This window comes from Pseudomonas kielensis (assembly GCF_030505375.1).
Classification (GTDB): domain Bacteria; phylum Pseudomonadota; class Gammaproteobacteria; order Pseudomonadales; family Pseudomonadaceae; genus Aquipseudomonas; species Aquipseudomonas kielensis.
Genome location: NZ_CP130043.1, coordinates 4,562,956 through 4,586,334 on the forward strand (window position 1 = coordinate 4,562,956; position 23,379 = coordinate 4,586,334).

Consider the following 23,379-nt stretch of genomic DNA (forward strand, 5'->3'; position numbering starts at 1 on the left):
CAATTGTCGCTCCACTCGGTTCCCAGTCTTCGCTGCAGCCAGGCGTATAGCCAGCCTGGCCCACGTAGAGGGCTTCGACGTGGTGCTGGTGAGTGACGGTAGGAGCCTCGCTGACCGCGGGGCAGTTTGTTTGGCTACACTGTCCGGTGTCGAACTTGCCACTCACGGATAAGGCGTTGTCCCATGAACCGATTATTCCTTGTGCCCCTGTTGCTGTTGAGCAGCTCGCTTGTCCAGGCGGCGATCCCGCTGCTCAATTACACCTGTCCCGGTGGTATCGAGGTGCATGCCGATGAGGGAGGGCCGGTCTATATCAATGGCAAGCAAGCCAGGCTCAAGCGCTTCAATGACAATTACTACGAAGCGACGGGGGAGGGAGTGACAATCTCGATTTCCCGTAATCCCGATCAGAGTTTCAGTCTGTCGTACACGGGCAAGCATGGGGTCAATGGTATTTGCAGTGATAGTTCGGTGGTGGAGCGGGGGGATGGTGCGCCATAGAATCTGGAAGTCCGCCCATCCCCTGTCACTGCTGCCGAGCCCGCGAGGCTGCGTTCAAGAACGCAGTTCTCGCCGCGTTTGCCCCACTCACCCTGCCAATTCCCGCTCCTCCAACGCCAACTGCTTACCGTGTACGCGGTTGACCCACCAGCCGAATCCTGCGGCGGTGAAGAACATGATGAAGCTGTAGATCGCGGCCGGAATGGCCATGGTGGCGTTGTTCAGCAGGCTCGGGCTGAGTGCCAGGGCGATGGCCAGGGTGCCGTTGTGGATGCCGATTTCCATGCCGATGGCCACGGCCTGGCGTTGTGGCAGGCGTAGCAGGCGGGGGACGCCGTAGCCGATGGCCAGGCTGAGCAGGTTGAACAGCAGCGCGGCCAGGCCCACGACCGGCGCGTAGTCGACCACGGTCTGCCAGTCCTTGATGAAGGCGATGGTGACTGTGCCGACGAGGAACAGGGCGGAGACGATTTTCATTGGTTTTTCCATGCGGCTGGCAAAGCGTGGCCAGAAGCGGCGCACCAGCATGCCCAGGCCGACCGGCAGCAGGACAATCGCGAACACCTGCAGCACCTTGGCAAATTGCAGCGGGATGGCCTGGTCGGCGGACATGAAATACAGCAGCGACAGGTTCACCAGCAGCGGCATGCTGAGGATCGCGATCATCGAGTTGACCGCCGTCAGCGTCACGTTCAACGCCACGTCGCCGTGGGCCAGGTGGCTGTAGAGGTTGGCGGTGGTGCCGCCGGGTGAGGCGGCCAGCAGCATCAGGCCCACGGCCAGCGCCGGCTCCAGGCGAAAACCCTGGACGATCAGGAAGCACAGGAATGGCAGTACCAGCAACTGGCAGACCAGGCCGATCAGCACGGGCCTGGGGTATTTCACCACGCGGGTGAAGTCGGCCAGGGTCAGTGAGAGGCCCAGGCCCAGCATGATGATGCCCAGGGCAATGGGCAGGAACGCGGTCAGCAGTGGCGTTGCGGTCATGGTCGGTCGACTCGTGGGAAAGGACGCTCACCAAGGTGTAGCACGCAGTCTGGAAATGGACAGGTCGCCAGTTGTTACAAAATCCCCATTGACGATTGGAGCCCGCCACGACTGGTCCGCCCGCTGGCAATTGCGTAACATTCACCGCCTTTTCCCGTCATCGTCCACGGCCGGTTGCTCCGGTCGCCACTTCAGGTAAGCCATGAAACCTCAACGTCTGCGCGCCGATGTCCTGGCCGGACTCACCACGTCTTTTGCCCTGTTGCCCGAGTGCATCGCCTTCGCCCTGGTGGCCCACCTCAATCCGTTGATGGGGCTCTACGGCGCCTTCATCATTTGCACCCTGACCGCACTGTTCGGCGGCCGGCCGGGCATGGTCTCCGGTGCGGCCGGTTCGATGGCGGTGGTGATCGTCGCGCTGGTGGTCCAGCACGGCGTGCAGTACTTGCTCGCCACCGTGCTGCTGGGCGGGCTGATCATGCTTGCGTTCGGCCTGTTGCGCCTGGGCAAGCTGGTGCGCATGGTGCCGCATTCGGTGATGCTGGGGTTCGTCAACGGCCTGGCGATCATCATCGCCCTGGCGCAACTGGAGCATTTCAAGAGCGGGGAGGCCTGGCTCAGCGGAACACCGTTGTACCTGATGCTCGGCCTGGTGGCCGCGACCATGGCCATTGTCTACCTGCTGCCGCGCCTGGCCCGTGCAGTGCCGCCGGCCCTGGTGGCGATTCTGGGGGTGGGTGCGGCGGTCTACCTGCTGGGCCTACCGACCCGGACCCTGGGGGACATGGCACACATTGCCGGCGGCTTGCCGGTGCTGGCATTCCCCGACTTGCCGTGGACCCTCGAGACCCTGCGCATCATTGCCCCCTACGCGGTGTTGATGGCACTGGTGGGACTGCTGGAAACCCTGTTGACCCTGAACCTGACCGATGAGATCACCGAGAGCCGTGGTTACCCGGACCGTGAGTGTGTGGCGCTGGGCGCGGCCAACATGGTCTCGGGGGTGTTCGGGGGCATGGGTGGCTGCGCGATGATTGGCCAGACCGTGATCAACCTCAGCTCCGGCGGGCGCGGGCGGCTCAGTGGCGTGGTGGCCGGGGTGATGATTCTGTTGTTCGTGCTGTTCCTGTCACCGCTGATCGAGCGCATTCCCCTGGCGGCCCTGGTCGGGGTGATGTTCGTGGTTTCGCAGCAGACCTTCGCCTGGGCCTCCCTGCGGGTCCTGAACAAGGTGCCGCTGAACGATGTGCTGGTGATTGTCGCGGTGACCCTGGTCACGGTCTTCACCGACCTGGCCACCGCCGTGTTGTGCGGGATCATCATTGCCGCGCTCAACTTTGCCTGGCAGCAAGCCCGCCAGTTGTATGCCGACAGCCACCTGGAGGCCGACGGCAGCAAGCTCTACCGGGTCCATGGCACGCTGTTCTTCGCCTCGACCACGCCCTTTCTCAACCAGTTCGACAGCGCCGGCGACCCACCCCAGGTGACCCTCGACTGCCGGCACCTGAGCTTCGTCGACTACTCGGCCATCGCCGCCCTGGACACCCTGCGCGAGCGCTACGCCAAGGCCGGCAAGCACCTGCGCGTGCTGCACCTGTCCGAGCGCTGCAAGAAACTGCTCAAGCGCGCCCGGGTGGCTCACGACTGAGGGGGGCCTGATCGTCACCGATGCGTTCGATCGGTCTCTCGAACGCCAGGGGCAGGCCCATCACCGGCCAGGCCCTGCGCCCTTGACTCTCCCCCCAGGGGCAGAGTCCATGCTGGCCGCCACGACAGGGATCAACGAGGCGCTATGAGTCAGTCATGTCTGGTCACCGGGGCCAATGGGCACCTGGGCAATACCCTGGTCAGGGCCTTGCTCGAGCAGGGCTATCGGGTGCGGGCCGGGGTTCGCGATATCGACGACCGCGCAGCGTTCCAGGGCCTGGATTGCGAGTTGGTGTACGCCGAATTGCTCGACGAGGAGGCGCTGTTCAAGGCGTTGCAGGGGGTCGAGGTGTTGTTCCAGGTGGCGGCGGTGTTCAAGCACTGGGCCCGAGATCCCCAGGCCGAGATTGTCCAGCCGAACGTCGAGGGGACTCGCCGGGTCCTGCGGGCAGCGAAGCGGGCCGGGGTCAAGCGGGTGGTCTACGTCAGCTCCGTGGCGGCCATCGGGCACAACGGGCAGGCACTGGATGAGCAGCAGTGGAACGTCGAGCAGGACAACGCCTATTACCGCTCGAAGATCCTCGCCGAGCAAGTTGCCTGGGACACGGCGCGAGCCCTTGACCTGTGGATGGTCGCGGTCTTGCCTTCGGCCATGATCGGCCCGAATGCGACGCGCCTGACCGACACCATGGGGTTCATCGAGTCCGTCAGGCAGCGCAAACTGCCGCTGGACCCGGGCTTTCATTTCAATTTTGTCGATGTGCGGGACGTGGCCGCGGGCATGATCCTGGCCGCGCACAAGGGCCAGCCTGGGCAGCGGTACATTCTGGCCAACGAACGGTGTTCGTCCCTGGCGCAGATCATCGATGCGGCCAATGCGGTTACTCCGGGCTATCGGCTGCCCGCGCCGGCGCCGCGCTGGCTGTTGCTGGCGCTGGCCTGGGTCGAGGAGGCGCGCGCGCGAATGACCGGGCGGCCGGCGCAGTTGTTGCAAAGTCAGGTGCGGATGTTCCACCAGGTGCGCCAGCACTACTGCATCGACAAGGCCAGGCAGCAACTGGGTTTTGCCCCGCGCACGCCCGAGGCCGCGCTGCAATCAGTCTTTCGCTATCTGGGTCGCCGCGCGTCGTCGAGCTGATACCAGCAGGCTTTGTCCTCGATGCAGCTGTGGCGTTGCTTGGCGGGCTGGAAGGGGGTGTCCAGGGTTGCGACGGCAATCGAGATCCAGTCCGGGAACGCGCCCCGGGCATCCGACCAGAACAGCGATGATCCGCAGTGCCCGCAGAACTGACGGGTGACCCCAGGGGAAGAGGGGTAGGCCTTGAGCGCCGAGGCGTCGGCTGTAATCGCCAGTGCCGATCTGGGCGCACTGGCATAGGTGGCGAACGCCGCACCGTGGGCTTTCTGGCATTTGCGGCAATGGCAATGGGTGAAGGCCTTGAGCGCACTGCTCAGTTGGTAGCTGACGGCGCCGCACAGGCAACTGCCGTGGAGTGACTGATCCATGTTCCGAGTTTGCGCCTAGTCGTTGAGTGGCTCACAGGATGACATCCAGGCCCCAGCCCGCCAAGCCGCACCCCAGCACCACCTTCCACGGCGCGACCTTGCCGAACATCAGCGCCACCAACGCCACCAGGGCCAGGGCAAAGTCTGCCGGGGTGAGGATGGCGCTGGTCCACACCGGCTGATACAGCGCGGCCAGCAGCAGGCCGACCACCGCGGCGTTGATCCCCAGCAGCGCCGCCTGCATGCGCAGGTTGCGCCGCAGCCGCTCCCAGAATGGCAGTGCGCCGAACACCAGCAGGAACGACGGCGCAAAGATCGCCAGCAGCCCCAACAGGCCACCGAGCCAGCCCGACTGCGGGCCCTGCATCGAGGCGCCGAGAAACGCGGCGAAAGTGAACAACGGCCCAGGTACCGCCTGGGTCGCGCCATAGCCGGCGAGAAAGGTCTGATTGCTCACCCAGCCGTTGGGCACCACGTCGGCCTGCAGCAACGGCAGCATCACGTGGCCGCCACCGAACACCAGCGAGCCGGTGCGGTAGAAGGCATCGATCATGCTCAGGGTCGGGCTGGCCAGCAGTTGGGCAAGGATCGGCAGGCCCACCAGCAGCACCGCAAACAACGCCAGCCATAACAGCCCGGCACGGGGGCTGATGGTGATCGGCAATGGCTCGTGCGCCAGGGTGGGCGCCGGGTTGAACAGCAACAGCCCGGCGACACCGGCTGCCGCAATCACCCCGACCTGGGCCCCGGCAACAGGCAGCATCAGCACCAGGCACGCGGCGCCGATCATCAGCAGGATGCGCGGCAAGTCCGGGCACAACAACCGCGCCATTCCCCACACGGCTTGGGCGACGACCGCCACCGCCAGCACTTTCAAACCATGCACGATGCCCCCGGGCACGGCGTCGCCGTAGTCGTGCAGCCCCAGGGCAAACAGGATCAGCACCAGGGCCGAGGGCAGAGTGAACCCGCACCAGGCAGCCAGCGCGCCACGGTAGCCGGCCCGTGACAGGCCCAGGGCCATGCCGACCTGGCTGCTGGCCGGGCCGGGCAGGAACTGGCAGAGCGTGACCAATTCGGCATAGCTGCGCTCACTCAACCAGCGCCGACGCACCACGAACTCCTCGCGAAAGTAGCCCAGATGGGCAATCGGGCCGCCGAAGGAGGTCAGGCCCAGGCGCAGGAACAGCAAAAATACCTGCCAGGGACTATGGTCTGCGCTCGGGGGTGGGGACATGCAAGGCTCTACGTAAAAGGCGGTGGGGCGGGCAACGAGCATAACAACGCGCGGCTGCGCTTTCGATAGCCTGCGGCGTTTCAAGCCCCACTGAATAGCTGGCGGATCAGCTTGGGGGTGCTGCCGGTCCAGCGCTTGAACGAGCGACGAAAGTTCGCCGGGTCGTTGAAGTTCAGGTAGGCGGCCACTTCCTCGTTGCTCAAGCCCTTGACCTGGTACAGGTAGAGCGCCACGTGTTTGCGCACCAGGTCGACCTGCTGCTGGAAACCGGTGTCGTGCTTGTGCAGCTTGCGCTTGAGGGTGGCCGGGCTCATGCCGAAGGCCTGGGCCGCCTGCTCCAGGCTCGGCGCCTGGCGGACATGGCTTTGCAGGTAACGGTACAGGCAGCCGAGAAAGCTGCTGGCATGGCCCAACTGCTCCAACTGCTGCTGGGCCTCTTGGCGGGCGACCTGGCCGGCCGTGGCGGAGGCGCCGGGCCAGGCTTGCGTCAGGTACTGGCGGGGAATGCGCATCATGTCCAGCGGGCGCTGGAACTGGGTCTGCTCGCCCAGGTGTACCCAGTACTGTTCGACATAACGGGGCTCGTCGTAGCTGAAACTGCATTGCCACGGCAGGCGCTGGCCGCTGAGCCATTGGCTCATGGCGACCAGCGAGGTCATGCTCGCCTCCAGCAGGAAGCGCCACTGCTCGCCAGCGCCGCAGCTGTCGAACCAGTAGACGTAGGCGTACTGCTCATCCAGCACCAGTTGCGGCGTCACCAAGGGGCTGAGCAACGCCTGCTGCAGGACCAGGGTGTCGAGGGCCTGGTGCAGGTTCTGCGCGTGGCGCAGGGCATGGCTGGCGGCGCCGTAATGCCCGGGCAACAGGCGCTGGCCAAACAGGAAGCTGCTGTCGTCGGCGTCGAGCAGACGCTTGCTGTTGCCGATCAAGGCAACAAACTGCTGGGGACTGAGGCGGGTCTGGCCGGCCAGGATGTCTTCATGAAACAGCCCGGTGCCGCGCAGCAGGCGATGGCTGTCGATCTCCCGCGACAGGGCCAGGTCGATCAGGGTCGCCGGCTGGTAATGCCCGGGAATGAAGCGACTGTCGTTTTCGTACCACAGGGATTTGCCGGTCATGGGCGCGCCTCAGGCCGTCTTGGCCAGCGGCTGCTTGGCCCGGGCCAGCGCCAGGTTCAGGCGTTTGAGCACCTGCTCGGGGGATTCGTCCATGGCCATCACCACTGCGGTGCTTGCCGACAGGTGCAGGCGCTCGCCGTGCTGGCGGGTTTTGTGGGCCAGGCCGTGCACCGCCTGTTGCAGCTCCAGCGCCAGCAACCGTGCCTGGCTTTCGCCGGTGTTGGCCAGCAGCACCACGAAGCGATCGCCGGCCAGGCGGCAGAGCAGGTCCTGACGCCGCAGGTTGAGCAGCAGCAAGTGACTCACGGCCTGCAGCACGGCGTCGCCTTCGGCGTGGCCACAGGCCTGGTTGATGGCGGCGAAGTTGTCCAGGTCCAGGGCCAGCAGCGACAGCGGTTGCTGCTGCGCCAGGCTTTCGTCGAGGCTGCTGGCCAGTTGGCGCTTGAGATAGTCAGCGCCGCCCAAGGGGGTGAGTTTGTCGAACAGCCGGTGTTCGCGAAACAGCCGCTCGCGCTTTTCCATCTGCGCGCTGATCGCCAGTTGTTCGCGGTGCCAGTGATAGATGCCCAGGGTCAGCAGGAGCATGCCCACCGGCATCGGCCCCGACTCCAGCCAGTGATCCCAGATGATGCTGTCGGGCAGGCGAATAAACTCGTCGAGGCTGTCGATCCACCAGGAGAAAAAGATGCAGCCCAGGCCCAGCGCCAGGTAATTGGTGACCCGCCCGGCAGGCCGGCTTTTGAGCACCAGGCCCAGCCACACCAGGGCCAGCAGGGCCGAGCCGCCTTCACCGACGATGTCCAGCCAGACCCATTCGCTGACGCTTTTCAACTCGCCGCAGGCCAGGTGCAGGATCAGCCCCAGGTTGGCGGCCAACAGCAGCAGGAGCAGTTTCCAGCGGTGGGGTTTGAGTACCGAGAACATGGCCGTGATCCTTTGGCGAACGAGCAGTGCGCGCCAGCACAGCAGATGTCTGTGACAGTTGGGTGACGGGGCGGGGAGGTCGAATCAGCTCAGCCTGGAACACGCGATTTTTTCGCCACCCAGCGAATGGTGCCTGGAAAATCGCCATCGCGAGCAAACGGAGCGCCGCCCGACCTCTCCCACAGTCTGGTTGCCTGCAAATCTTGCGTACGGCCACTAAACCTGTGGGTGCGAGCTTGCTCGCGATGCTCTCAAGTCAGGGCAAAATGCTGATCGGCCCCCTCGTATCAGAGGTCAAATCAGCTCACTGTCGCGGCAAAACCGCGCTAAACCCCCTGTTTACCGGGCTACCTGGCTCAGGCTGTCACAGAACCGTCATTCCCCACCCCTAGCGTGCCCTCCCAGTTGCCGGGCCTCTTGCCTGGCGTCATCGGACTCTTGGGGGGACCACCATGTACCAGCGCAGCAGCCACCCGCGCAGCGGCACCGCCGGGCTCGTCAGTTTCACACTGACCGCCCTGGCCCTGGCGATTGCCAGCGAACGCTTGCACGCCGCCGAAACCGCCGGCCAGACCGAGCACATCGAAGTGGTCGGCCAGGCCGCCAGTATCGATCAGGCGCTCAAGGAACAGCGCCGCTCCGACAGTATCAAGAGCGTGGTGCATGCCGACGGCGTGGCGCAGTTGCCGGACGAGAACGTGGCCGAGGCAGCGCAACGCATGCCGGGCGTCAGTGTCGAGCGCGACCAGGGCGAAGGCCGGTTTGTCAGCGTGCGGGGCCTGGGTCCGGACCTCAACAGCGTGACCATCAACGGTACCCTGGTGCCTTCGCCGGAAAGCGAGCGCCGCGCCGTGGCCCTCGATGTACTGCCGGCGGAGCTGGTGCAATCGCTGTCGGTGATCAAGACCCTGACCCCGGACATGGACGCCAACTCCCTCGGTGGCACCGTGGATGTGCAGAGCCTGTCGGCCTTCGACCACCCGGGCCTGTTCTACACCGGCAGCAGCGAGGCCAGCTACGACCAGAACAGCCACCAGACCAGCCCGAAATTTTCCGGGGCGATCAGCGACCGCTTCAGCCTGGGCGACGGCATCGACAATTTCGGCGTGGCCGCGGCGCTGAGCTGGCAGAAGCGTGACTTCGGTTCGGACAACGTCGAGACCGGCGGCGCCTGGGACTTCGAGCACGGTGCAAGGCTTGAGGAGTTCGAGCAGCGTGACTACGACATCAGCCGGGAACGCGCCGGTGGCGGCCTGAACTTCGACTACAAGCCCGATGACCTGAGCAGCTATTACCTGCGCACCCTCTACAGCCGCTACAAGGACAGCGAGACGCGCAACTCCACCAGCATCGAATTCGCCGAGCCCCAGGCCGCCGCAGAACGGGGGGACGCCGACGGCAAGCGCAAGCTCAAACAGCGCGAGGAAACCCAGGAGATCCAGTCCTACGTGCTGGGTGGCGAGCGCCTGTTGGGCCTGTGGACCCTCAGCGGCCAGGCCGGCTACAGCCGCTCCAGCGAAGACAGCCCGGGGCACATCGCCAATGCCGCCTTCAGTGGCGCCGACGACTTTGCCGGCAGCGGTTTCTACGACACCGAGAAGCCGCGGCTGATCATTGGCCAGGACTTCTACAACCCCGACAACTTCAGCCTCGACAAGGTCGACTGGGAAAAGCAGAAAACCACCGACACCGAGAAAAACCTGCGCCTGGACCTGGCCCGCGACTACGACCTCAGCGGTTATGCGTCCCAGGTCAAGTTCGGCGGCAAGGTCAGCCGGCGCAACAAAGACAACAACCTTGACGCCTGGGTTTATGAGGACTTCGACGACCTGGGCATGAGCGATGAACAACTCAACCTCAGCCAGTTCCAGAAGGGCAAGGTCCACTACCGCCTTGGCGAGTTCGGCCCGGGTATCAGTTCCAGCGCGATCAAGAACCTGATTGGCGGCCTCGACCGGGCGGACTTCTATGACGAGACCGAGTCGCGGGTCAACGACTTCAAGATGAGCGAGGACATCAACGCCGGCTACCTGATGAACACCCTGGACATCGACGACTGGCGCTTCATTGCCGGTATGCGCTACGAAGGCACCGAATTCGCAGCCAAGGGCACCGGGGTCAACGACGGCGAGTTCGAGGCCAACGACAGCAAGCGCAGCTACCACCACTGGTTACCCGGCCTGCACGCGCGCTACCAACTGGACAAGAACACCCAGGTGCGCGCGGCCTGGACCAAGTCCGTGGTGCGGCCGACCTTCGGGCAACTGGCGCCGGGGTTTGTCATCGACGATGACGAGGCAACCTTTGGCAACCCCAACCTCAAGCCCCTGGAATCGAGCAACCTGGACCTGGGCATCGAGCACTACATGGGCCGCGCGGGCACGATCTCGGCGTTCGTGTTCTACAAGGACATCCAGAATTTCGTCTACAACACCGACGTCGCCGGCAGCGGTGCCTGGGTCGATTTCTCCGAGGCCCACACCTTCACCAACGGTGACAGCGCCAAGCTCTACGGCCTGGAACTGGCCTACTCGCAGAAATACGACTGGCTGCCCGCCCCATGGAACGGCCTGCTGCTGGGGGCCAACGCCACCTTCAGCCGTTCGGACGCGCAGATCGAAGGCTTCGACGCCGCCAGCGGGGGTAACCGCAAACGCAGCATCGACCTGCCGAGCCAGTCGGACACCGTCGGCAACCTGATGCTCGGCTGGGAAGACGACACCCTCAGCCTGCGCCTGTCGGCCAACTACAAGTCCGACTACCTCTATGAGCTGGCCGCAATCAACGACAAGGCCCACGACCTGCACGTGGATGCCCAGACTTTCGTCGACTTCAGTGCGCGTTACTCGCTGACCAAGAACCTGCAGCTCAACTTCGAGGCGCAGAACCTCACGGACGAGTCGTACTACGTCTACGCCGGCCACGGCGCCTACAACGCCCAATACGAAGAGTACGGCCCGACCTTCAAGCTTGGCCTGACCTTTACCCATTTTTGATTCCCTGCTTGCCACAGATTCGGGCATTGCACACCAAGGACTTCCATGACTATTTCGTTTTCCCCCACGCGCTGCCTGTTGGCCGCCTTGATCTGCCTGGGCACGGGCCAGGCACTGGCCGCCGGGCCGAAGTTGACCCTCAGCCCCTGGGCCCCCGGTCTCACTGTTGAGGCACTGGCTTTCCTGCCAGCCGACCTCGGCCCGCAGCGCCTGGCGGCCAGTGAGCGTGATGGCTTGCTGTTGCTCGACGAACAAGGTGCGCCACTGGCCAGCCTGCCTGGCACCTTCAGTGGCCTGGACCGCCGGGCGGCCGGCCAGCAGGTGTTGCTGGCCAGTCTCGACAACCGTCGGCAACAGGCACTGCTGGTCAGCCTCGACCCGCGCCAGCGGCGTTTTGGCCAACCGGTGTATCTGCCAACGCGGGACTTCCCGGTCAGCGGGCTGTGCCTGTACCGCGACGACGCCAGCAACCTGTTCCTGTTCCTGGTGGGCGAGGAGGGCAAGGGTGAGCAGTGGCTGGTGGGCCACGGTGCACAGTTGAACCCGCAACCGCAGCGAGTTCGAGGTGTGCCGCTGCCGCCTTCGGCCCAGTTCTGCCAGGTCGACGATGGCGCCAATCAGTTACTGGTCAACGAGGAGAACGTCGGCTGGTGGGCCTATCCGGCCCACCCTGAGGCCGAGGTGGTGCGGGTGCCGGTGGCCCTGCGCGCGCCCTTTGGCGATGTCAGCCAGGTGGCCGGGGCCATGGCGCTGGTGCCGGGCGGCGTGGTCGCACTCGACCCCAAGGCGGCACAGCTGCATCTGTACCAGCAGCAGGGCGCCGCCTGGACTGGCGCGGCAACGCTGGCAGTGAGTGGCTTGAAAGAACCGGAAAACCTCGCCCTGCGGGCCACCGCCAAGGGCCTGCAACTGTTGCTGCGTGACGACGATGACGGGCGCTTGTACCAGGGCGAGCTGGACTGGCAGGCCAAGCCTGTGCCCCTGGCGCCAGTGTTGCCCAGCGTCGGCGCGTTGGCCCAGAGCGAGCCGGTCGGGCGCCAGGGTGATGCGGCGGACGATCCGGCGATCTGGATTCACCCGCAACAACCGGCCTTGAGCCGGGTCCTGGGCACCAACAAAAAGCAGGGGCTGCTGGCTTATGACCTGCAAGGCAAGCTGCTTCAGGAGCTGTCGGTGGGGCGCCTGAACAATGTCGACGTGCGGCCCAACTTCAAGCTGGGCCAGCAGACGGTCGACCTTGCGGTGGCGAGCAACCGCGATCACAACAGCCTCAGCCTGTTCAGCATCGACCGCAGCAGCGGTGAGTTGCGCGAGGCCGGCGAGATCGCCACGCCGCTCAAGGAGATCTATGGCATCTGCCTGTTCCAGCCTGCCAGTGGCGAGCTGTATGCGATTGCCAACGGCAAGGATGGCACCTTCCTGCAATACCGCCTGAGTGCCCCCAGTGGTGTGGTGCAGGGTGAGCTGGTGCGTCAGTTCAAGGTCGACAGCCAGCCTGAAGGCTGTGTGGCCGACGATCAGCGCCAGCGCTTGTTCCTGGGCGAGGAGGACGTTGGGGTCTGGGCGGTGGATGCCCGCGCCGATCAGCCGGCGCAGTTGACCAGCGTGATCAAGGTCGGCCCGCAACTGCACGCCGATGTCGAGGGCCTGGCGCTGTATCAAAGCCCGAGCCGTGACTACCTGGTGATCTCCAGCCAAGGCAATGACAGCTATCTGGTGCTGGACGCCGAGCCGCCATTTGCCTCCCGTGGCGCCTTCCGGGTCGGCTTGAATGCGGCGGCCGGCATCGACGGTGCTTCGGAAACCGACGGCCTGGAAGTCACCGCGGTCAACCTCGGCGGTGCCTGGAGCAAGGGCATGCTGGTGGTGCAGGACGGGCGCAAGCGCATGCCCGAACAGACCCAGAACTTCAAGTTCGTGCCCTGGGCCGAAGTCACCCAGGCGCTGCAGTTGCCCTGAGCGCGCCGTCATCAACCTGTCATCGGTTTTTCATCGAATAGCCTGGCGGCCGTTGCACGGCAACCGCCACCGGGCGCCAACCAAGGAGCTTCACCATGCAGGCCACACTGGAACACATGACCGTCTGGGGGCTGATCAGCGACGCCAGTCTGTTGGTCAAAGCCGTCATGCTCACGCTGTTACTGGCATCCGTGCTCAGCTGGTACCTGATTATTGCCCGCAGCCGTGTGCTGCGTCAGCGCGAGCGCCAGGCCAACGCATTCATCCAGCGCTTTCGCAGCGCCCCGGACTTGCAGCCGCTGTACCGCGAGACCGCGCAGGGCAGCGATCCCGAGGCTGGCATCGAACCGGTTTTCCATAGCGGCTTGCAGGCCTTCAGCCAATTGCGCCAGCACCCCGGCAACACCCCCGAGGTGGTGCTCGAAGGTGTGGAGCGCGCGATGTTCGTGGCCCTCAGCGAGCAGGAGATCAAGCTGGAAAAGGGTCTGCAGTTTCTCGCCACGGTCGGTTCGGTCAGCCCTTACATCGGCCTGTTCGGCACCGTATGGGGGATCATGAACGCCTTCCTCGGCCTGTCCCAAGTGCAACAGGCAAGCTTGTCCACGGTGGCACCGGGCATCGCCGAAGCGCTGATCGCCACGGCCATCGGCCTGTTCGCGGCGATTCCGGCGGTGATTGCCTACAACCGTTTTTCCGCCCGCAGCCAGACCCTGCTGACCCGTTACTACGCCTTCGGCAATGAGCTGCAGGTACGCCTGCACCGCACGTTGCACGGCGGCTCCATCAACCTGGCCGTAGCCGCCTGAGCAGGAGAGAGCCGATGTTAGTCAGGCCGCAACGCAAACACGGGCCCAAGGCCGAAATGAACGTCGTGCCCTATATCGACGTGATGCTGGTGCTGTTGGTGATTTTCATGGTCACCGCGCCGATGCTCACCCAGGGGGTGAAGATCGAGCTGCCCAAGGTCGCCAGTGAAGCCTTGGCCACCGACAGTCGCCAACAGATCCTGACGCTGTCGGTGAAGGCCGAGGGCGGTTATTACTGGAACCTGGGGGGTGAACTCGACACTCGGCGGCAGACCGACAGCGCACTGACCCTGGACGAAATGCGTGCCAAGGTCACGGACATCGTTGCGGCCAACAGCCAGACCCAGGTCTACATCCGCGCCGACAAAGACGCCGGCTACGGCACGGTGGTGGCGGCCATGGCGGCGTTGCAGCAGGGCGGGGTGAGCAACCTCGGACTGGTTACCGAGGCGCCGCAATGACCAGCATGAGCATGGCCCATCCAGAGCTGGGGGGGCCACGCGCCGATCACTCGGGCTTCTGGCGCAATGGCCTGGCGGCGGGTCTGGCGGTGGCGCTGCATGTGCTGGTCCTGGCCTTGCTGGTGCATACCTGGTCGGTGCAGATGCCAGCGCCTGCGCCGCAAGCCGTGTTGCGGACCCAGTTGGTGATGTTGCCCCCGGCACCGCCAGCTCCCGCCGCGGAACCGCTGCCAGCGGTGGTCGAGCCAGCACCGCCTGCGCCGACAGTGGCCACGCCGGTGCTCCCGGCTCCGGTCAAGCCGACGGTCGACCCGCAGATCCAGGCCCGTAAACTGGAACAGGCGACCCTCGCTCGCAAGCGGGTCGAAGAGCAGCGCACGCGGGAGGCCGAGCAACAACGTCAGCGCGTGGCCCAGGATCAACAGCGCACACGCGAGGCCGAGCAGCAACGCCTGGCCCAGCAGCAGGCAGACCAGGCGCAGCGTGCCGAGCAGGCGCGCCAGGCAGCCGAACGCGCGCGCCAGCAGGCGGCGGCCGACAGTCGTCAGTACCTGCCGTTGAGCAAGGAGGCGCCGGATTATCCGCAGCGGGCCCTGGACAAGAACATCGAGGGCGACTGCTCGGTGGAGTACACCGTCAACCCCCAGGGCAAGGTGGAAAACCCGAGGGTGCTCGACGGCTGCCATCCGTTGTTCATGCGTCCGTCACTGGCGGCGGCCAACACCTTTCGCTACCAGCCACGGCTGGTGGGCGGCCGCGCGGTGGCCGTGCCGGCGGTGCGCAATACCTTCCATTATCGGATCAAGTGAGGTGGGGGGCAGGGGATTGGCGCCAGGGAGGCGCCAATCCCCTGTGGGTCACAGTGGCGGGGTGCGTGGCGGGATCAGGCGCTTGGAACCGGTGGACTCGAACGCCGAGGCAAACCGCAGCAGGGCCGAATCGTCATAGGCACGACCGGCGAAGGTCAGCCCTACGGGCATGCCGATGTCCGGCATGATGCCCATGGGCACGGTGACGGTTGGCACGCCCAGGTGGCGGATCGCGAGGTTGCCGTTGGCCACCCACACGCCGTTGCTCCAGGCGATATCCGCGGCCGCCGGGTCGACATCGGCATTGGCCGGCGCCACGTCGGCGACGGTCGGGAACAGCACGGCGTCGAGCCCCAGGCGGTCCATCCACTCTTCGAGGTCGATGCGCCGGGTCTGTTCCAGGCCACGCAGGCCGTCAGGCACCGTGCTGATCTGGTCCCAGGGGGTGATGCCGCGTTCGGCCATGCGCACGTATTCGTCCATGCCGGCGACCAGGTCGCCTTCGCGGTTGGGCAGGGTGCCAGGGTCGTGGGGGAAAATCAGCGCGCCGTCGACGTCCACCAGGCGGTGCAACTGTGGATCGCCGTTGGCCTGCAGGAAATCGTCGAAGGCCCAGGCCGTCAGGTCCCACAGTTCGTGATGGAGGAACTCCTTGGAGACCAGGCCACGGGTAAACACGGTCGGCGCACCGGGGCGATCGCCTTCGCAGTTGGAGACCAGCGGGAAGTCAACTTCGAGGACTTCGGCTCCAGCCGCTTCCAGGGCCTTGCGCGCGTCTTGCCAGAGGCCGATCACCGACGCTCGGGTGTGGATGCGTTGCCCGGTCGGGCCACCGATTCCTGGCGCGGCGCTGGCACCGGCATCCGGGTCGGCGTTGATGAACATGCGGGGCACGCCGAAGCGTTTGCCGGCGAGGGCCTGGGCGTTGGCGGCCAGCGCCGGGTAGGACGCCGGACGCACCGAGGTCACGCTGGGGATGGGCACCCAGGGTTGCAGGCGCCACAGGTCGCCACGGGTATCGGGATCCTCGGCGACCACGATGTCGAGGACTTCCAGCAGGTCGGCCATGGTGCGGGCAAAGGGCACCACCACGTCCATGGTCGGGGTCAACGGCCAGTTGCCGCGCACCGAGATCACCCCGCGCGACGGCGTGTAGGCGCACAGGCCATTGTTCGACGCTGGCCCACGACCGCTCGACCAGGTTTCCTCGGCCAGGCCGAAGGCGGCAAAACTGGCTGCGGTTGCCGTGCCGGCCCCATTGGAGGAGCCGGAGGCGAAGGGCGCGGTGAGGTAGGCGGCGTTGTAGGGGCTTTCGGCACGGCCGTAGACCCCACGCTGCATGCCGCCGTTGGCCATCGGGGGCATGTTGGTCTTGCCCAGGCAGATCGCCCCGGCGCCACGCAGCCGTTCGATGGTGAACGCATCGCGGTAGGCGATCAGGTTGACGAAGGCCGGGCTGCCGGAGGCGGCGGTGAGGCCCTTGACCAGATAGCTGTCCTTGGCGGTGTAGGGGATGCCATCCAGCGGCCCGAGGACCTGGCCCTTGGCACGCCGGTCATCGCTGGCCTGGGCTTCCTGCAGCGCATCCGGGTTGGCCACCACCACGGCATTCAGCGCGGTGGGGGTGTCGGCGCCATCGTAGGCGGCGATTCGCGCAAGGTAGGCCTGGACCAGCTCAACCGAAGTTGTCTGACCGGATTCGAGCGCAGCCCGCAGCTGCGCAATGGATACCTCGGTGACCTCAAACTGCTGTTTCATATCGGCTCTCGTTGCACTGTATTACCCGCCAGGGTCCGGGCTTGCGCCCTGAGCGGGCTATTTAACACCAAGGCGCGGTTAAAAGAATCAGCCCAGGGGATTTTCGCGGGCCATCACCCCAGGGGAAGGACGCCTTCACCGACCCCGGTAAACCGCCAATTGCGATTGCGCCCGGGACTGGCGTAATATACGAAACGTATATATTTCATATTGAGTGACCCCATGGGTATCGTAAAAATTTCCGAAGGCATGCATGAGAACCTGCGTGTCGCCAGCGATGCGCTCAGCCGCTCGATCAACGCCCAGGCCGAGCACTGGATGCGCATTGGCATGTTGAGCGAGTTGCATCCCAACCTCGACCACAGCGATATCTGCCGCTTGCTGATTCGTGCCGAACAGGCGGGTGGCCTGGACTTGAACCAGCTGTGCGCGCCAGCGGACCAGGCCTTGAGTCCGGCAGTGCGGGCGGTCGGGGGGGCACGCGATGAGTGCGAAAGTCCCGCTCAATACCCCGGCACAGATCGCCCAGTCCCGTACAGCCGGAATGCTCGCCGCTGAAGTGCTGGCGATGATCACCCCGCACGTCAAGGCGGGGGTCACCACCGACCAGTTGGATAAAATCTGCCACGACTACATCGTCAACGTGCAGAAAGCCATTCCCGGCAACGTCGGTTATCACGGCTTCCCGAAAACCGTGTGCGCCTCGGTCAATCAGGTGGTCTGCCATGGCATCCCTTCGGGCAAGGCCCTGCGCGACGGCGATATCCTCAACATCGATATCGCGGTGGTCAAGGATGGCTGGTACGGCGACACCAGCCGCATGTACTACGTCGGCGAACCAAGCGCAGACGCCCGGCGCCTGGTCGAGACCACCTATGAAGCAATGTGTGCCGGGATCCGCACCGTGCGCCCGGGCTCGACCCTGGGCGATATCGGCCATGCGATCCAGACCGTGGCCCACCGCGAGGGCTACAGCGTGGTGCGCGAGTACTGCGGTCACGGCATCGGCAAGGTCTATCACGACGAGCCGCAGGTGCTGCACTACGGCCATCCTGGCCAGGGCCTGATCCTCAAGCCGGGGATGATCTTCACCATCGAACCGATGCTCAACGCCGGTAAGCCCCACACCCGGACCCTGGGTGACCGCTGGACGGTGGTGACCAAGGATCACTCGCTCTCGGCGCAGTGGGAGCACATGGTGGCGGTGACCGCCGATGGCTTCGAGGTGCTGAGCCCCTGGCCGGACACCCCGGCCGGGTTTGCGCCGATTGTTTGATCGCCAAGTCTTGCACTCAGAAAAGCCCGTGCTCGATTGGCGGGCTTGGCTAGACTCCAGGGTCGAGCCCTGACCTGAGCCGAGTTGCCTATGACCCTCAAACTGCTACGTGCCGATGCCTCCAGCCTTGATCAAGTCGCCGGTCTGTTCGACGCCTACCGAGGTTTCTATGGCCAGCCGGCGAACCTGCCTCAGTCACGGCAGTTCCTGGCCGAGCGCCTGGCCCGCGACGAATCGGTGATCTTCTATGCGCAGGATGAGTCCGGCCAGGCGCTGGGTTTCGTGCAGTTGTACCCCAGTTTTTCCTCGATCGATGCCCATCGCACCTGGCTGCTCAGCGACCTGTTCACCGCCTCCCAGGCCCGCGGACGCGGGGTAGGGACCTTGTTGATGAACGCCGCCCGGGACTTTGCCCTGGCCACCGGGGCCAAGGGCTTGGTCCTGGAAACCGCCACGGACAACCACACCGCGCAACGCCTGTATGAGTCACTGGGCTACGTCCGCGACCCCGGCTACTACACCTATTGCCTGGACCTGAAATAACCTGGGTCGACGCCCGTGTAGGAGCGAGCTTGCTCGCGATGGACGTCAACGATGACGGGTACTGCCTGGAGGCATGCGGCACCCGGCGGATCTTGGCGGGCACGCCAGTGCCTATAAGGTGCGGAGTGATTTGCCGTAGACTGCGGCGAGCACATTCTCTTGCTCGTCCGAGATGGATCCTCCATGCACAACCCGGCTCCGCAACATCCCCTCTGGAAAATCTACCTGCTGTTCCTCGCCCCGATGGTGCTGTCGAATTTCCTGCAGTCGATGTCGGGGACGGTCAACAGTATCTACATCGGTCAGATGCTCGGCACCCAGGCGTTGGCGGCGGTGTCCGGGATGTTCCCCATCGTGTTTTTCTTCATTGCCCTGGTGATCGGCCTGGGCGCTGGCGCCGGGGTATTGATTGGGCAGGCCTGGGGCGCGCGGGAGCCGGCGGTGGTCAAGGCCATCGCCGGCACCACGCTGCTGCTGGGAGCGCTGATCGGCCTGGTGGCGGCGTTGCTGGGCAGTGTGTTCGCCCGGCAGGCATTGCAGGGCTTGGGCACCCCGGCGGACGTGCTGGAGGATGCGGTCGCCTATGCCCGGGTGATGATGTGGACCATGCCGCTGCTGTTGGTGTTTGTGCTGTTCACCCAGTTGTTGCGCGGGGTCAGCGATACGCTGTCGCCTTTGTTGGCGCTGGTGGTGTCGACCTGCATTGGCCTGTTGCTGACGCCGGCGTTGATTCGCGGCTGGTTCGGCTTGCCCCAGATGGGCATCCAGAGTGCGGCGTGGGCGGGCCTGGCGGGTAACCTGGCGGCGATGCTGTTGTTGGTCTGGCGCCTGAACCGCAAGGCCCATGTGCTGGCGCCGGATCGCGCGCTGCTGGCGGCGATGCGCCTGGACCGGGCGATCCTGGCCAAGGTGCTGCGGATCGGCTTGCCCACGGGGCTGCAGATGGTGGTGATTTCGCTGTCCGAACTGGTGATCCTGGCGCTGGTCAACCAGCACGGTTCCCAGGCCACGGCGGCGTACGGCGCGGTCACGCAGATCGTCAACTACGTGCAGTTTCCCGCGCTGTCGATCGCCATCACCGCCTCGATTCTCGGGGCCCAGGCCATTGGCGCCGGACGCGTCGAGCGCATTGGCCCGATCCTGCGCACGGGTCTGTTGATCAACGTCTGGTTGACTGGCGGCCTGGTGCTGCTGGGCTACCTGTTGTCGCACTGGCTGCTGGGGTTGTTCATCACGGAGCCGGCGACTCAGACACAGGCCCAGCACCTGTTGCACATCATGCTCTGGAGCATGCTGGTGTTCGGCTTCCAGTCGGTGATTGGCGGGATCATGCGGGCCAGCGGTACGGTGCTGGTGCCGGTGGCGATCTCGCTGTTTTGCATCCTCGGTGTCGAGTTGCCGGTGGCCTACCTGCTCAATGCACATTTCGGTCTGCCCGGGGTGTGGATGGCTTTTCCAGTGGCTTACCTGAGCATGCTGGCCCTGCAGACGGCCTACTACCGGCTGGTGTGGCGCCATCAGAAGATCGAACGCCTGGTGTAGGGCAACTGCCCGTGCCGTTGCCACGGCCCGGGCGTTTGTCGGTTGCGCTTACCTCGGCGCTGGCGTGGTGCGCAGATACGGCAGGTGGATGTCCAGGCTGCCGTACTGGTCCCGGGCCTGTTCATCGTTGAGTGCCAGGGCGACGATCACGTCCTGGCCCGCCTGCCAGTTGGCCGGCGTCGCCAGCGGGACGTTGTAAGTCAGCTGCAAGGCATCCAGGGCGCGCAGCACCTCGGCAAAGTTGCGCCCGACGGACATCGGGTAAGTCATCGACAACTTGAGCTTCTTGTCTGGGCCGATGATGAACACCGAGCGCACCGTGGCGGTGTCGGCAGCCGTCCGGCCATCGGGCAGATAGGCCTCAGCCGGCAGCATGTCGAAGGCCTTGGACACGGCCAGGCCTTCGTCGGCAATGATCGGGAAGTCGGCCTTGGCGCGGCAGAAACCTTCGATGTCGGTCTTCCATTTCGTGTGCGACTCGGCGCTGTCCACGGACACGCCGATCACCTGGGTGCCACGCTTGGCCCACTCGGCGGCCAGTTGCGCCACTGCACCGAATTCGGTGGTGCAGACCGGGGTGAAGTCCTTGGGATGAGAAAACAGAATCGCCCAGCCCGAGCCGATCCAGTCATGGAACTGGATCGGGCCTTGGTCCGTGTCGGCGCTGAAATCGGGGACGAGGTCGTTGATGCGCAATGCCATGGGAGTCTCCTTGTGTCGTGGGGTGAGGTGCAGCCTGACTCAGCCTAGTCGGGATTTGCCGCCTGGCCTGGCACCGGCAAACCGTTCGTCATCTCGCCCGCACCGAGGCGCGCGGCCGCCTTCCAACCATTACGGCCCAGGCTTTCTGGACCTCAATCGGTGAGGTGACTATGTCTACTGACTCGAGTTTCCAGGACGAGCCCCTGGAAGATGATCCATCCACTGTCGACCCGGCACCGGAGGACGACCCACGGGTGTCCGATCCGCTGGCGCGTCCGGATGTGGCGCCCCGCAAACGCTCTGAGGACTGGAACGAACCCAGCGAGGGCGATGGCATTCCCAGTGACAAGGATATGCCGCTGCCCAATGACTGATTGCCATTTGAATGGCGCGCCTGGCGGGGCCGGATGCCCCCTCAGGCGTCTTTAATGAGGTGTACGACGATGGCCATGTTTAGCCCTAACCAACCCAGCCCCAGCGATCCACCGGATCCCGCCCGGCAACACGACCCGGTAACCGACCCCAACGTCAATGGCGATGCCGATCGCCAGGATAAGGGCACTGATGTCGAGCGCCCGATGGACCCGGAGGCGCCCGGCGCCATTCCCCAGGTACCCAGGCCTAACGAGCCATCGCCGTTGTCGGATGACCGGCGCTAGGCACGGGGCAGGGCGCGGGGTTATGGCGCGCCGAACAGGCTGGTCCAGTAGATGCCTGCGTCACTTTTCGGGTCGACCGCATAGGCCGCGCCCAGTTCGCTGAATTGCGGGTTCATCAGGTTGGCGCAGTGCCCGGGGCTGGTCAGCCAGCCGTCGAGCACTTTACGCGGCGTGTCCTGGCCGGCGGCGATGTTCTCGCCCACCAGTTGGCCGCTGTAGCCGGCCAATTCCGCGCGGTCGCCGGGTGTGCGGCCGTCGCGGTCCTTGTGATCGAAGAAGTTGTTGTTGGCCATGGACCGGGTGTGGTCCAGGGCGGCGCTGGCGAGCGTGGCGTTCCAGGCCAGAGGCGTGGTGGCGCTGAACGCCTGGGTGCCACACTGGCGCGGTTGGGCACGGGCGCTGTTGATCAATTCCAGGAGCTTCTGGCCTTCGGCCTGCCAATCCCCCAGGCGCCCGCTCAATAGCGGTCGCGCCAGGACGATGCGCCATGCCGGGCCTGCGCGGCTGACCCCGATATCGACGAACTGCGGATCGAGCACCACCTGGCAAAAGCTTTCCTGCACCGCTTTCATCGCCGCCTGGGCATTGACTGGGCCCTTGAGGGTGATCGCCTGGACGTTGACCATCGGGTAGGCCGCGCGGGCCATGGCCTGTTGCAGGTCGCCGATGTTGCTGTCGGGCGACAGCACCAGGCGCGGGTCGGCAGCCAGTGGCGGCAGTTCGCCGGCCGGCTGGCCCGCGCAGCGCTGGATCTGACTGCGATAGGCGTTGATCGACTCCACCAGTTGGCTTTCCTCGGTGGCCGTCGCGCTGCTGGCAAAGCCTAAGGCCAGCGACAACGTGGCAAGACGCAAAACGGATGACAGGACGCGCATGGAGGTCTCCCTTGAACTGACTGGGCACATGATGCGCGATCTTGCCCCGGGTCGCGCAACGGGTTTTTACTTGGCAGCTACGCTTAAGCCTGTCAATCGGCCGCAGTGTCGACTGTTTGGGCCTGTCGCCAATCTATCAGCAGGGTGCGCTCATGCGTTGCATCTGGATGTTCAGTGGTCTTGTACTCGCGCTCCTGGGCAGCCAGGCGATCGTGGCCGAAACGGCGGAAAAGCCGGCGGCGGTGGTGGAGGACAAGGCCGAGGTCCTCGAACAGAAAGGCGCCGACAAGGCCCCGGTACCCAAGGCCCAGGCCATCACCCCCGGCGAGGTGCAGGTGGTCGATCCGGCGGGCAAGGCGCCGCTGGACGATGCCATCACCTGCCTGTCCCGCACGATCTACTGGGAGGCGAAAGGTATCTCCACGGCGGACATGGAAGCGGTGGCCAGCGTGGTGATGAACCGCCTGGGCCATGCAGGTTTTTCCGATACCGTGTGTGGCGTGGTCAAGCAGGGCGTCGAGACCCGTGCCTGTCAGTTTTCCTGGTGGTGTGACGGGCGCTCGGATCAGGTCCGGGAGGAGGGCGAATACACCGAAGCCAAGGAGATCGCGCGCAAGGCACTCAACCAGCAACTCAAGGACCGTACCCTGGGCGCCTTGTATTTCCATGATCGCAATGTGAAACCCGACTGGTCGCGCACCTACATCAAGACGGCCGAGACCAGTCAGTTTCTGTTCTATAAACCGCGTAATGGCACGGCGCAGTAAGGGGGCAATGTAAACGGTTTTCCCCCATGCCCGTGGCAGGCTGCAATCAACCGGCTTTGCGGGTTCGTTGAACGGCGCACCTGAGGTAGAATGCCGCGGCACGGAGGCTCGCGGCCTCGGGGATCATGGGCATCCGGCGTCTTCAGGCGTTGGGTGTGAGTGCCGCGAAGCGGTTGACGGGCGTAGTTGAGCGAGCGGGTCTACTCTGTTTAATCATTGCGCTTGATGTTGTATCCGAAATTAGTGTCACCCATGTAGCTGAAGCCAATGACTTACAAAAAAGTCAGCGCGGGAGGGGCCTAAACG

The 23,379-nt window shown here is 64.9% G+C and carries 22 protein-coding genes and 1 pseudogene; 15 read left to right on the forward strand and 8 right to left on the reverse strand.

The features are described 5' to 3' along the window. Window positions 1-183: 183 nt before the first annotated feature. Window positions 184-501: a hypothetical protein gene (locus Q1W70_RS21335; RefSeq protein WP_166590639.1), complete on the forward strand. Its 318-nt coding sequence runs from the start codon at window positions 184-186 to the stop codon at window positions 499-501. An 87-nt stretch (window positions 502-588) separates the two neighbouring features. On the opposite strand, the gene Q1W70_RS21340 is transcribed toward Q1W70_RS21335, so the two are convergent. Beyond that, entirely contained in the window at window positions 589-1,488 is a 900-nt protein-coding gene (locus tag Q1W70_RS21340) for a bile acid:sodium symporter family protein (protein WP_166590638.1), read from the reverse strand. 202 nt (window positions 1,489-1,690) lie between these two features. Between Q1W70_RS21340 and Q1W70_RS21345 the strand changes: the two genes are divergently transcribed. Both Q1W70_RS21345 and Q1W70_RS21350 read left to right on the forward strand, forming a co-directional pair. Next, window positions 1,691-3,136, forward strand: coding sequence for a SulP family inorganic anion transporter (locus tag Q1W70_RS21345; RefSeq protein ID WP_302097874.1), 1,446 nt, complete (start codon window positions 1,691-1,693; stop codon window positions 3,134-3,136). A 144-nt stretch (window positions 3,137-3,280) separates the two neighbouring features. Continuing rightward, window positions 3,281-4,273 carry an NAD-dependent epimerase/dehydratase family protein gene (locus Q1W70_RS21350; protein ID WP_185818501.1) on the forward strand — a complete coding sequence of 331 codons (993 nt, stop codon included), beginning with the start codon at window positions 3,281-3,283 and terminating at the stop codon, window positions 4,271-4,273. Here the strand turns inward: Q1W70_RS21350 and Q1W70_RS21355 are convergent. The 4 genes from Q1W70_RS21355 to Q1W70_RS21370 form a co-directional block, all read right to left on the reverse strand. Then, entirely contained in the window at window positions 4,243-4,641 is a 399-nt protein-coding gene (locus Q1W70_RS21355; protein ID WP_166590636.1) for a GFA family protein, read from the reverse strand. The two genes, Q1W70_RS21350 and Q1W70_RS21355, sit on opposite strands and share 31 nt — an antisense overlap. A 31-nt stretch (window positions 4,642-4,672) precedes the next feature. Continuing rightward, window positions 4,673-5,878 carry a chromate efflux transporter gene (gene chrA, locus Q1W70_RS21360; RefSeq protein ID WP_166590635.1) on the reverse strand — a complete coding sequence of 402 codons (1,206 nt, stop codon included), beginning with the start codon at window positions 5,876-5,878 and terminating at the stop codon, window positions 4,673-4,675. Window positions 5,879-5,958: 80 nt separating this feature from the next. Then, on the reverse strand, window positions 5,959-6,996 hold the full coding sequence (locus Q1W70_RS21365) for an AraC family transcriptional regulator (RefSeq protein WP_166590634.1): 1,038 nt from the start codon (window positions 6,994-6,996) through the stop codon (window positions 5,959-5,961). A gap of 9 nt (window positions 6,997-7,005) precedes the next feature. Further along, on the reverse strand, window positions 7,006-7,920 hold the full coding sequence (locus tag Q1W70_RS21370) for a GGDEF domain-containing protein (RefSeq protein WP_265537885.1): 915 nt from the start codon (window positions 7,918-7,920) through the stop codon (window positions 7,006-7,008). Window positions 7,921-8,372: 452 nt separating this feature from the next. Here Q1W70_RS21370 and Q1W70_RS21375 point away from each other — a divergent pair, with 452 nt between their 5' ends. The 5 genes from Q1W70_RS21375 to Q1W70_RS21395 all read left to right on the forward strand — a co-directional run bounded on the left by Q1W70_RS21375 (window position 8,373) and on the right by Q1W70_RS21395 (window position 14,951). After that, window positions 8,373-10,916, forward strand: a complete 2,544-nt coding sequence (locus Q1W70_RS21375) for a TonB-dependent receptor (RefSeq protein WP_302097875.1) — start codon at window positions 8,373-8,375, stop codon at window positions 10,914-10,916. Between the two features lie 45 nt (window positions 10,917-10,961). After that, a complete protein-coding gene (locus tag Q1W70_RS21380; RefSeq protein ID WP_302097876.1) occupies window positions 10,962-12,875 on the forward strand; it encodes a phytase in 1,914 nt (637 codons plus the stop codon). Between the two features lie 95 nt (window positions 12,876-12,970). Further along, window positions 12,971-13,681 (forward strand): protein TolQ, encoded by a 711-nt coding sequence (gene tolQ, locus Q1W70_RS21385; protein WP_166590630.1) that lies wholly within the window; start codon window positions 12,971-12,973, stop codon window positions 13,679-13,681. Between the two features lie 14 nt (window positions 13,682-13,695). After that, window positions 13,696-14,142, forward strand: a complete 447-nt coding sequence (gene tolR / locus Q1W70_RS21390) for a protein TolR (protein ID WP_302097877.1) — start codon at window positions 13,696-13,698, stop codon at window positions 14,140-14,142. After that, window positions 14,139-14,951: an energy transducer TonB gene (locus tag Q1W70_RS21395; protein WP_265537882.1), complete on the forward strand. Its 813-nt coding sequence runs from the start codon at window positions 14,139-14,141 to the stop codon at window positions 14,949-14,951. The genes tolR and Q1W70_RS21395 overlap by 4 nt, the downstream gene beginning before the upstream one ends. 48 nt (window positions 14,952-14,999) lie before the next feature. Here the strand turns inward: Q1W70_RS21395 and Q1W70_RS21400 are convergent, their stop codons facing one another. Beyond that, window positions 15,000-16,709 carry an amidase gene (locus Q1W70_RS21400; RefSeq protein ID WP_302097879.1) on the reverse strand — a complete coding sequence of 570 codons (1,710 nt, stop codon included), beginning with the start codon at window positions 16,707-16,709 and terminating at the stop codon, window positions 15,000-15,002. 222 nt (window positions 16,710-16,931) lie between these two features. Here Q1W70_RS21400 and Q1W70_RS21405 point away from each other — a divergent pair. From Q1W70_RS21405 to Q1W70_RS21420, 4 genes and pseudogenes are all read left to right on the forward strand, one after another. Then, window positions 16,932-17,147, forward strand: a pseudogene (locus tag Q1W70_RS21405) (ParD-like family protein); the annotation flags it as partial. Between the two features lie 46 nt (window positions 17,148-17,193). Further along, window positions 17,194-17,985 (forward strand): type I methionyl aminopeptidase, encoded by a 792-nt coding sequence (map, locus tag Q1W70_RS21410; RefSeq protein WP_166590625.1) that lies wholly within the window; start codon window positions 17,194-17,196, stop codon window positions 17,983-17,985. Window positions 17,986-18,075: 90 nt separating this feature from the next. Beyond that, the gene (locus Q1W70_RS21415) at window positions 18,076-18,528 is read left to right on the forward strand and encodes a GNAT family N-acetyltransferase (RefSeq protein ID WP_166590624.1); all 453 of its coding nucleotides are present in this window, start codon (window positions 18,076-18,078) and stop codon (window positions 18,526-18,528) included. A gap of 183 nt (window positions 18,529-18,711) precedes the next feature. Next, on the forward strand, window positions 18,712-20,070 hold the full coding sequence (locus Q1W70_RS21420; RefSeq protein WP_265537880.1) for an MATE family efflux transporter: 1,359 nt from the start codon (window positions 18,712-18,714) through the stop codon (window positions 20,068-20,070). Between the two features lie 48 nt (window positions 20,071-20,118). Here Q1W70_RS21420 and Q1W70_RS21425 read toward each other — a convergent pair whose 3' ends face one another. Then, complete coding sequence (locus Q1W70_RS21425) at window positions 20,119-20,772, reverse strand: peroxiredoxin (protein ID WP_265537879.1); 654 nt, start codon at window positions 20,770-20,772, stop codon at window positions 20,119-20,121. A 170-nt stretch (window positions 20,773-20,942) separates the two neighbouring features. On the opposite strand from Q1W70_RS21425, the gene Q1W70_RS21430 reads away from it, so the two are divergent. Beyond that, on the forward strand, window positions 20,943-21,146 hold the full coding sequence (locus tag Q1W70_RS21430) for a hypothetical protein (protein WP_166590621.1): 204 nt from the start codon (window positions 20,943-20,945) through the stop codon (window positions 21,144-21,146). 69 nt (window positions 21,147-21,215) lie between these two features. After that, complete coding sequence (locus Q1W70_RS21435) at window positions 21,216-21,431, forward strand: hypothetical protein (RefSeq protein ID WP_302097880.1); 216 nt, start codon at window positions 21,216-21,218, stop codon at window positions 21,429-21,431. Between the two features lie 20 nt (window positions 21,432-21,451). Here the strand turns inward: Q1W70_RS21435 and Q1W70_RS21440 are convergent, their stop codons facing one another. Beyond that, complete coding sequence (locus tag Q1W70_RS21440; RefSeq protein ID WP_166590619.1) at window positions 21,452-22,306, reverse strand: CAP domain-containing protein; 855 nt, start codon at window positions 22,304-22,306, stop codon at window positions 21,452-21,454. Window positions 22,307-22,458: 152 nt separating this feature from the next. Here Q1W70_RS21440 and Q1W70_RS21445 point away from each other — a divergent pair, with 152 nt between their 5' ends. Beyond that, window positions 22,459-23,073: a cell wall hydrolase gene (locus Q1W70_RS21445; protein ID WP_302097881.1), complete on the forward strand. Its 615-nt coding sequence runs from the start codon at window positions 22,459-22,461 to the stop codon at window positions 23,071-23,073. Window positions 23,074-23,379: the final 306 nt, after the last annotated feature.

Bases quoted from the DNA above. Each gene is read 5' to 3' on its own strand.
- Q1W70_RS21335 (WP_166590639.1), top strand. From the start codon at position 184: ATGAACCGATTATTCCTTGTGCCCCTGTTGCTGTTGAGCAGCTCGCTT.
- Q1W70_RS21340 (WP_166590638.1), bottom strand. From the start codon at position 1,488: ATGACCGCAACGCCACTGCTGACCGCGTTCCTGCCCATTGCCCTGGGC.
- Q1W70_RS21345 (WP_302097874.1), top strand. From the start codon at position 1,691: ATGAAACCTCAACGTCTGCGCGCCGATGTCCTGGCCGGACTCACCACG.
- Q1W70_RS21350 (WP_185818501.1), top strand. From the start codon at position 3,281: ATGAGTCAGTCATGTCTGGTCACCGGGGCCAATGGGCACCTGGGCAAT.
- Q1W70_RS21355 (WP_166590636.1), bottom strand. From the start codon at position 4,641: ATGGATCAGTCACTCCACGGCAGTTGCCTGTGCGGCGCCGTCAGCTAC.
- chrA (WP_166590635.1), bottom strand. From the start codon at position 5,878: ATGTCCCCACCCCCGAGCGCAGACCATAGTCCCTGGCAGGTATTTTTG.
- Q1W70_RS21365 (WP_166590634.1), bottom strand. From the start codon at position 6,996: ATGACCGGCAAATCCCTGTGGTACGAAAACGACAGTCGCTTCATTCCC.
- Q1W70_RS21370 (WP_265537885.1), bottom strand. From the start codon at position 7,920: ATGTTCTCGGTACTCAAACCCCACCGCTGGAAACTGCTCCTGCTGCTG.
- Q1W70_RS21375 (WP_302097875.1), top strand. From the start codon at position 8,373: ATGTACCAGCGCAGCAGCCACCCGCGCAGCGGCACCGCCGGGCTCGTC.
- Q1W70_RS21380 (WP_302097876.1), top strand. From the start codon at position 10,962: ATGACTATTTCGTTTTCCCCCACGCGCTGCCTGTTGGCCGCCTTGATC.
- tolQ (WP_166590630.1), top strand. From the start codon at position 12,971: ATGCAGGCCACACTGGAACACATGACCGTCTGGGGGCTGATCAGCGAC.
- tolR (WP_302097877.1), top strand. From the start codon at position 13,696: ATGTTAGTCAGGCCGCAACGCAAACACGGGCCCAAGGCCGAAATGAAC.
- Q1W70_RS21395 (WP_265537882.1), top strand. From the start codon at position 14,139: ATGACCAGCATGAGCATGGCCCATCCAGAGCTGGGGGGGCCACGCGCC.
- Q1W70_RS21400 (WP_302097879.1), bottom strand. From the start codon at position 16,709: ATGAAACAGCAGTTTGAGGTCACCGAGGTATCCATTGCGCAGCTGCGG.
- map (WP_166590625.1), top strand. From the start codon at position 17,194: ATGAGTGCGAAAGTCCCGCTCAATACCCCGGCACAGATCGCCCAGTCC.
- Q1W70_RS21415 (WP_166590624.1), top strand. From the start codon at position 18,076: ATGACCCTCAAACTGCTACGTGCCGATGCCTCCAGCCTTGATCAAGTC.
- Q1W70_RS21420 (WP_265537880.1), top strand. From the start codon at position 18,712: ATGCACAACCCGGCTCCGCAACATCCCCTCTGGAAAATCTACCTGCTG.
- Q1W70_RS21425 (WP_265537879.1), bottom strand. From the start codon at position 20,772: ATGGCATTGCGCATCAACGACCTCGTCCCCGATTTCAGCGCCGACACG.
- Q1W70_RS21430 (WP_166590621.1), top strand. From the start codon at position 20,943: ATGTCTACTGACTCGAGTTTCCAGGACGAGCCCCTGGAAGATGATCCA.
- Q1W70_RS21435 (WP_302097880.1), top strand. From the start codon at position 21,216: ATGGCCATGTTTAGCCCTAACCAACCCAGCCCCAGCGATCCACCGGAT.
- Q1W70_RS21440 (WP_166590619.1), bottom strand. From the start codon at position 22,306: ATGCGCGTCCTGTCATCCGTTTTGCGTCTTGCCACGTTGTCGCTGGCC.
- Q1W70_RS21445 (WP_302097881.1), top strand. From the start codon at position 22,459: ATGCGTTGCATCTGGATGTTCAGTGGTCTTGTACTCGCGCTCCTGGGC.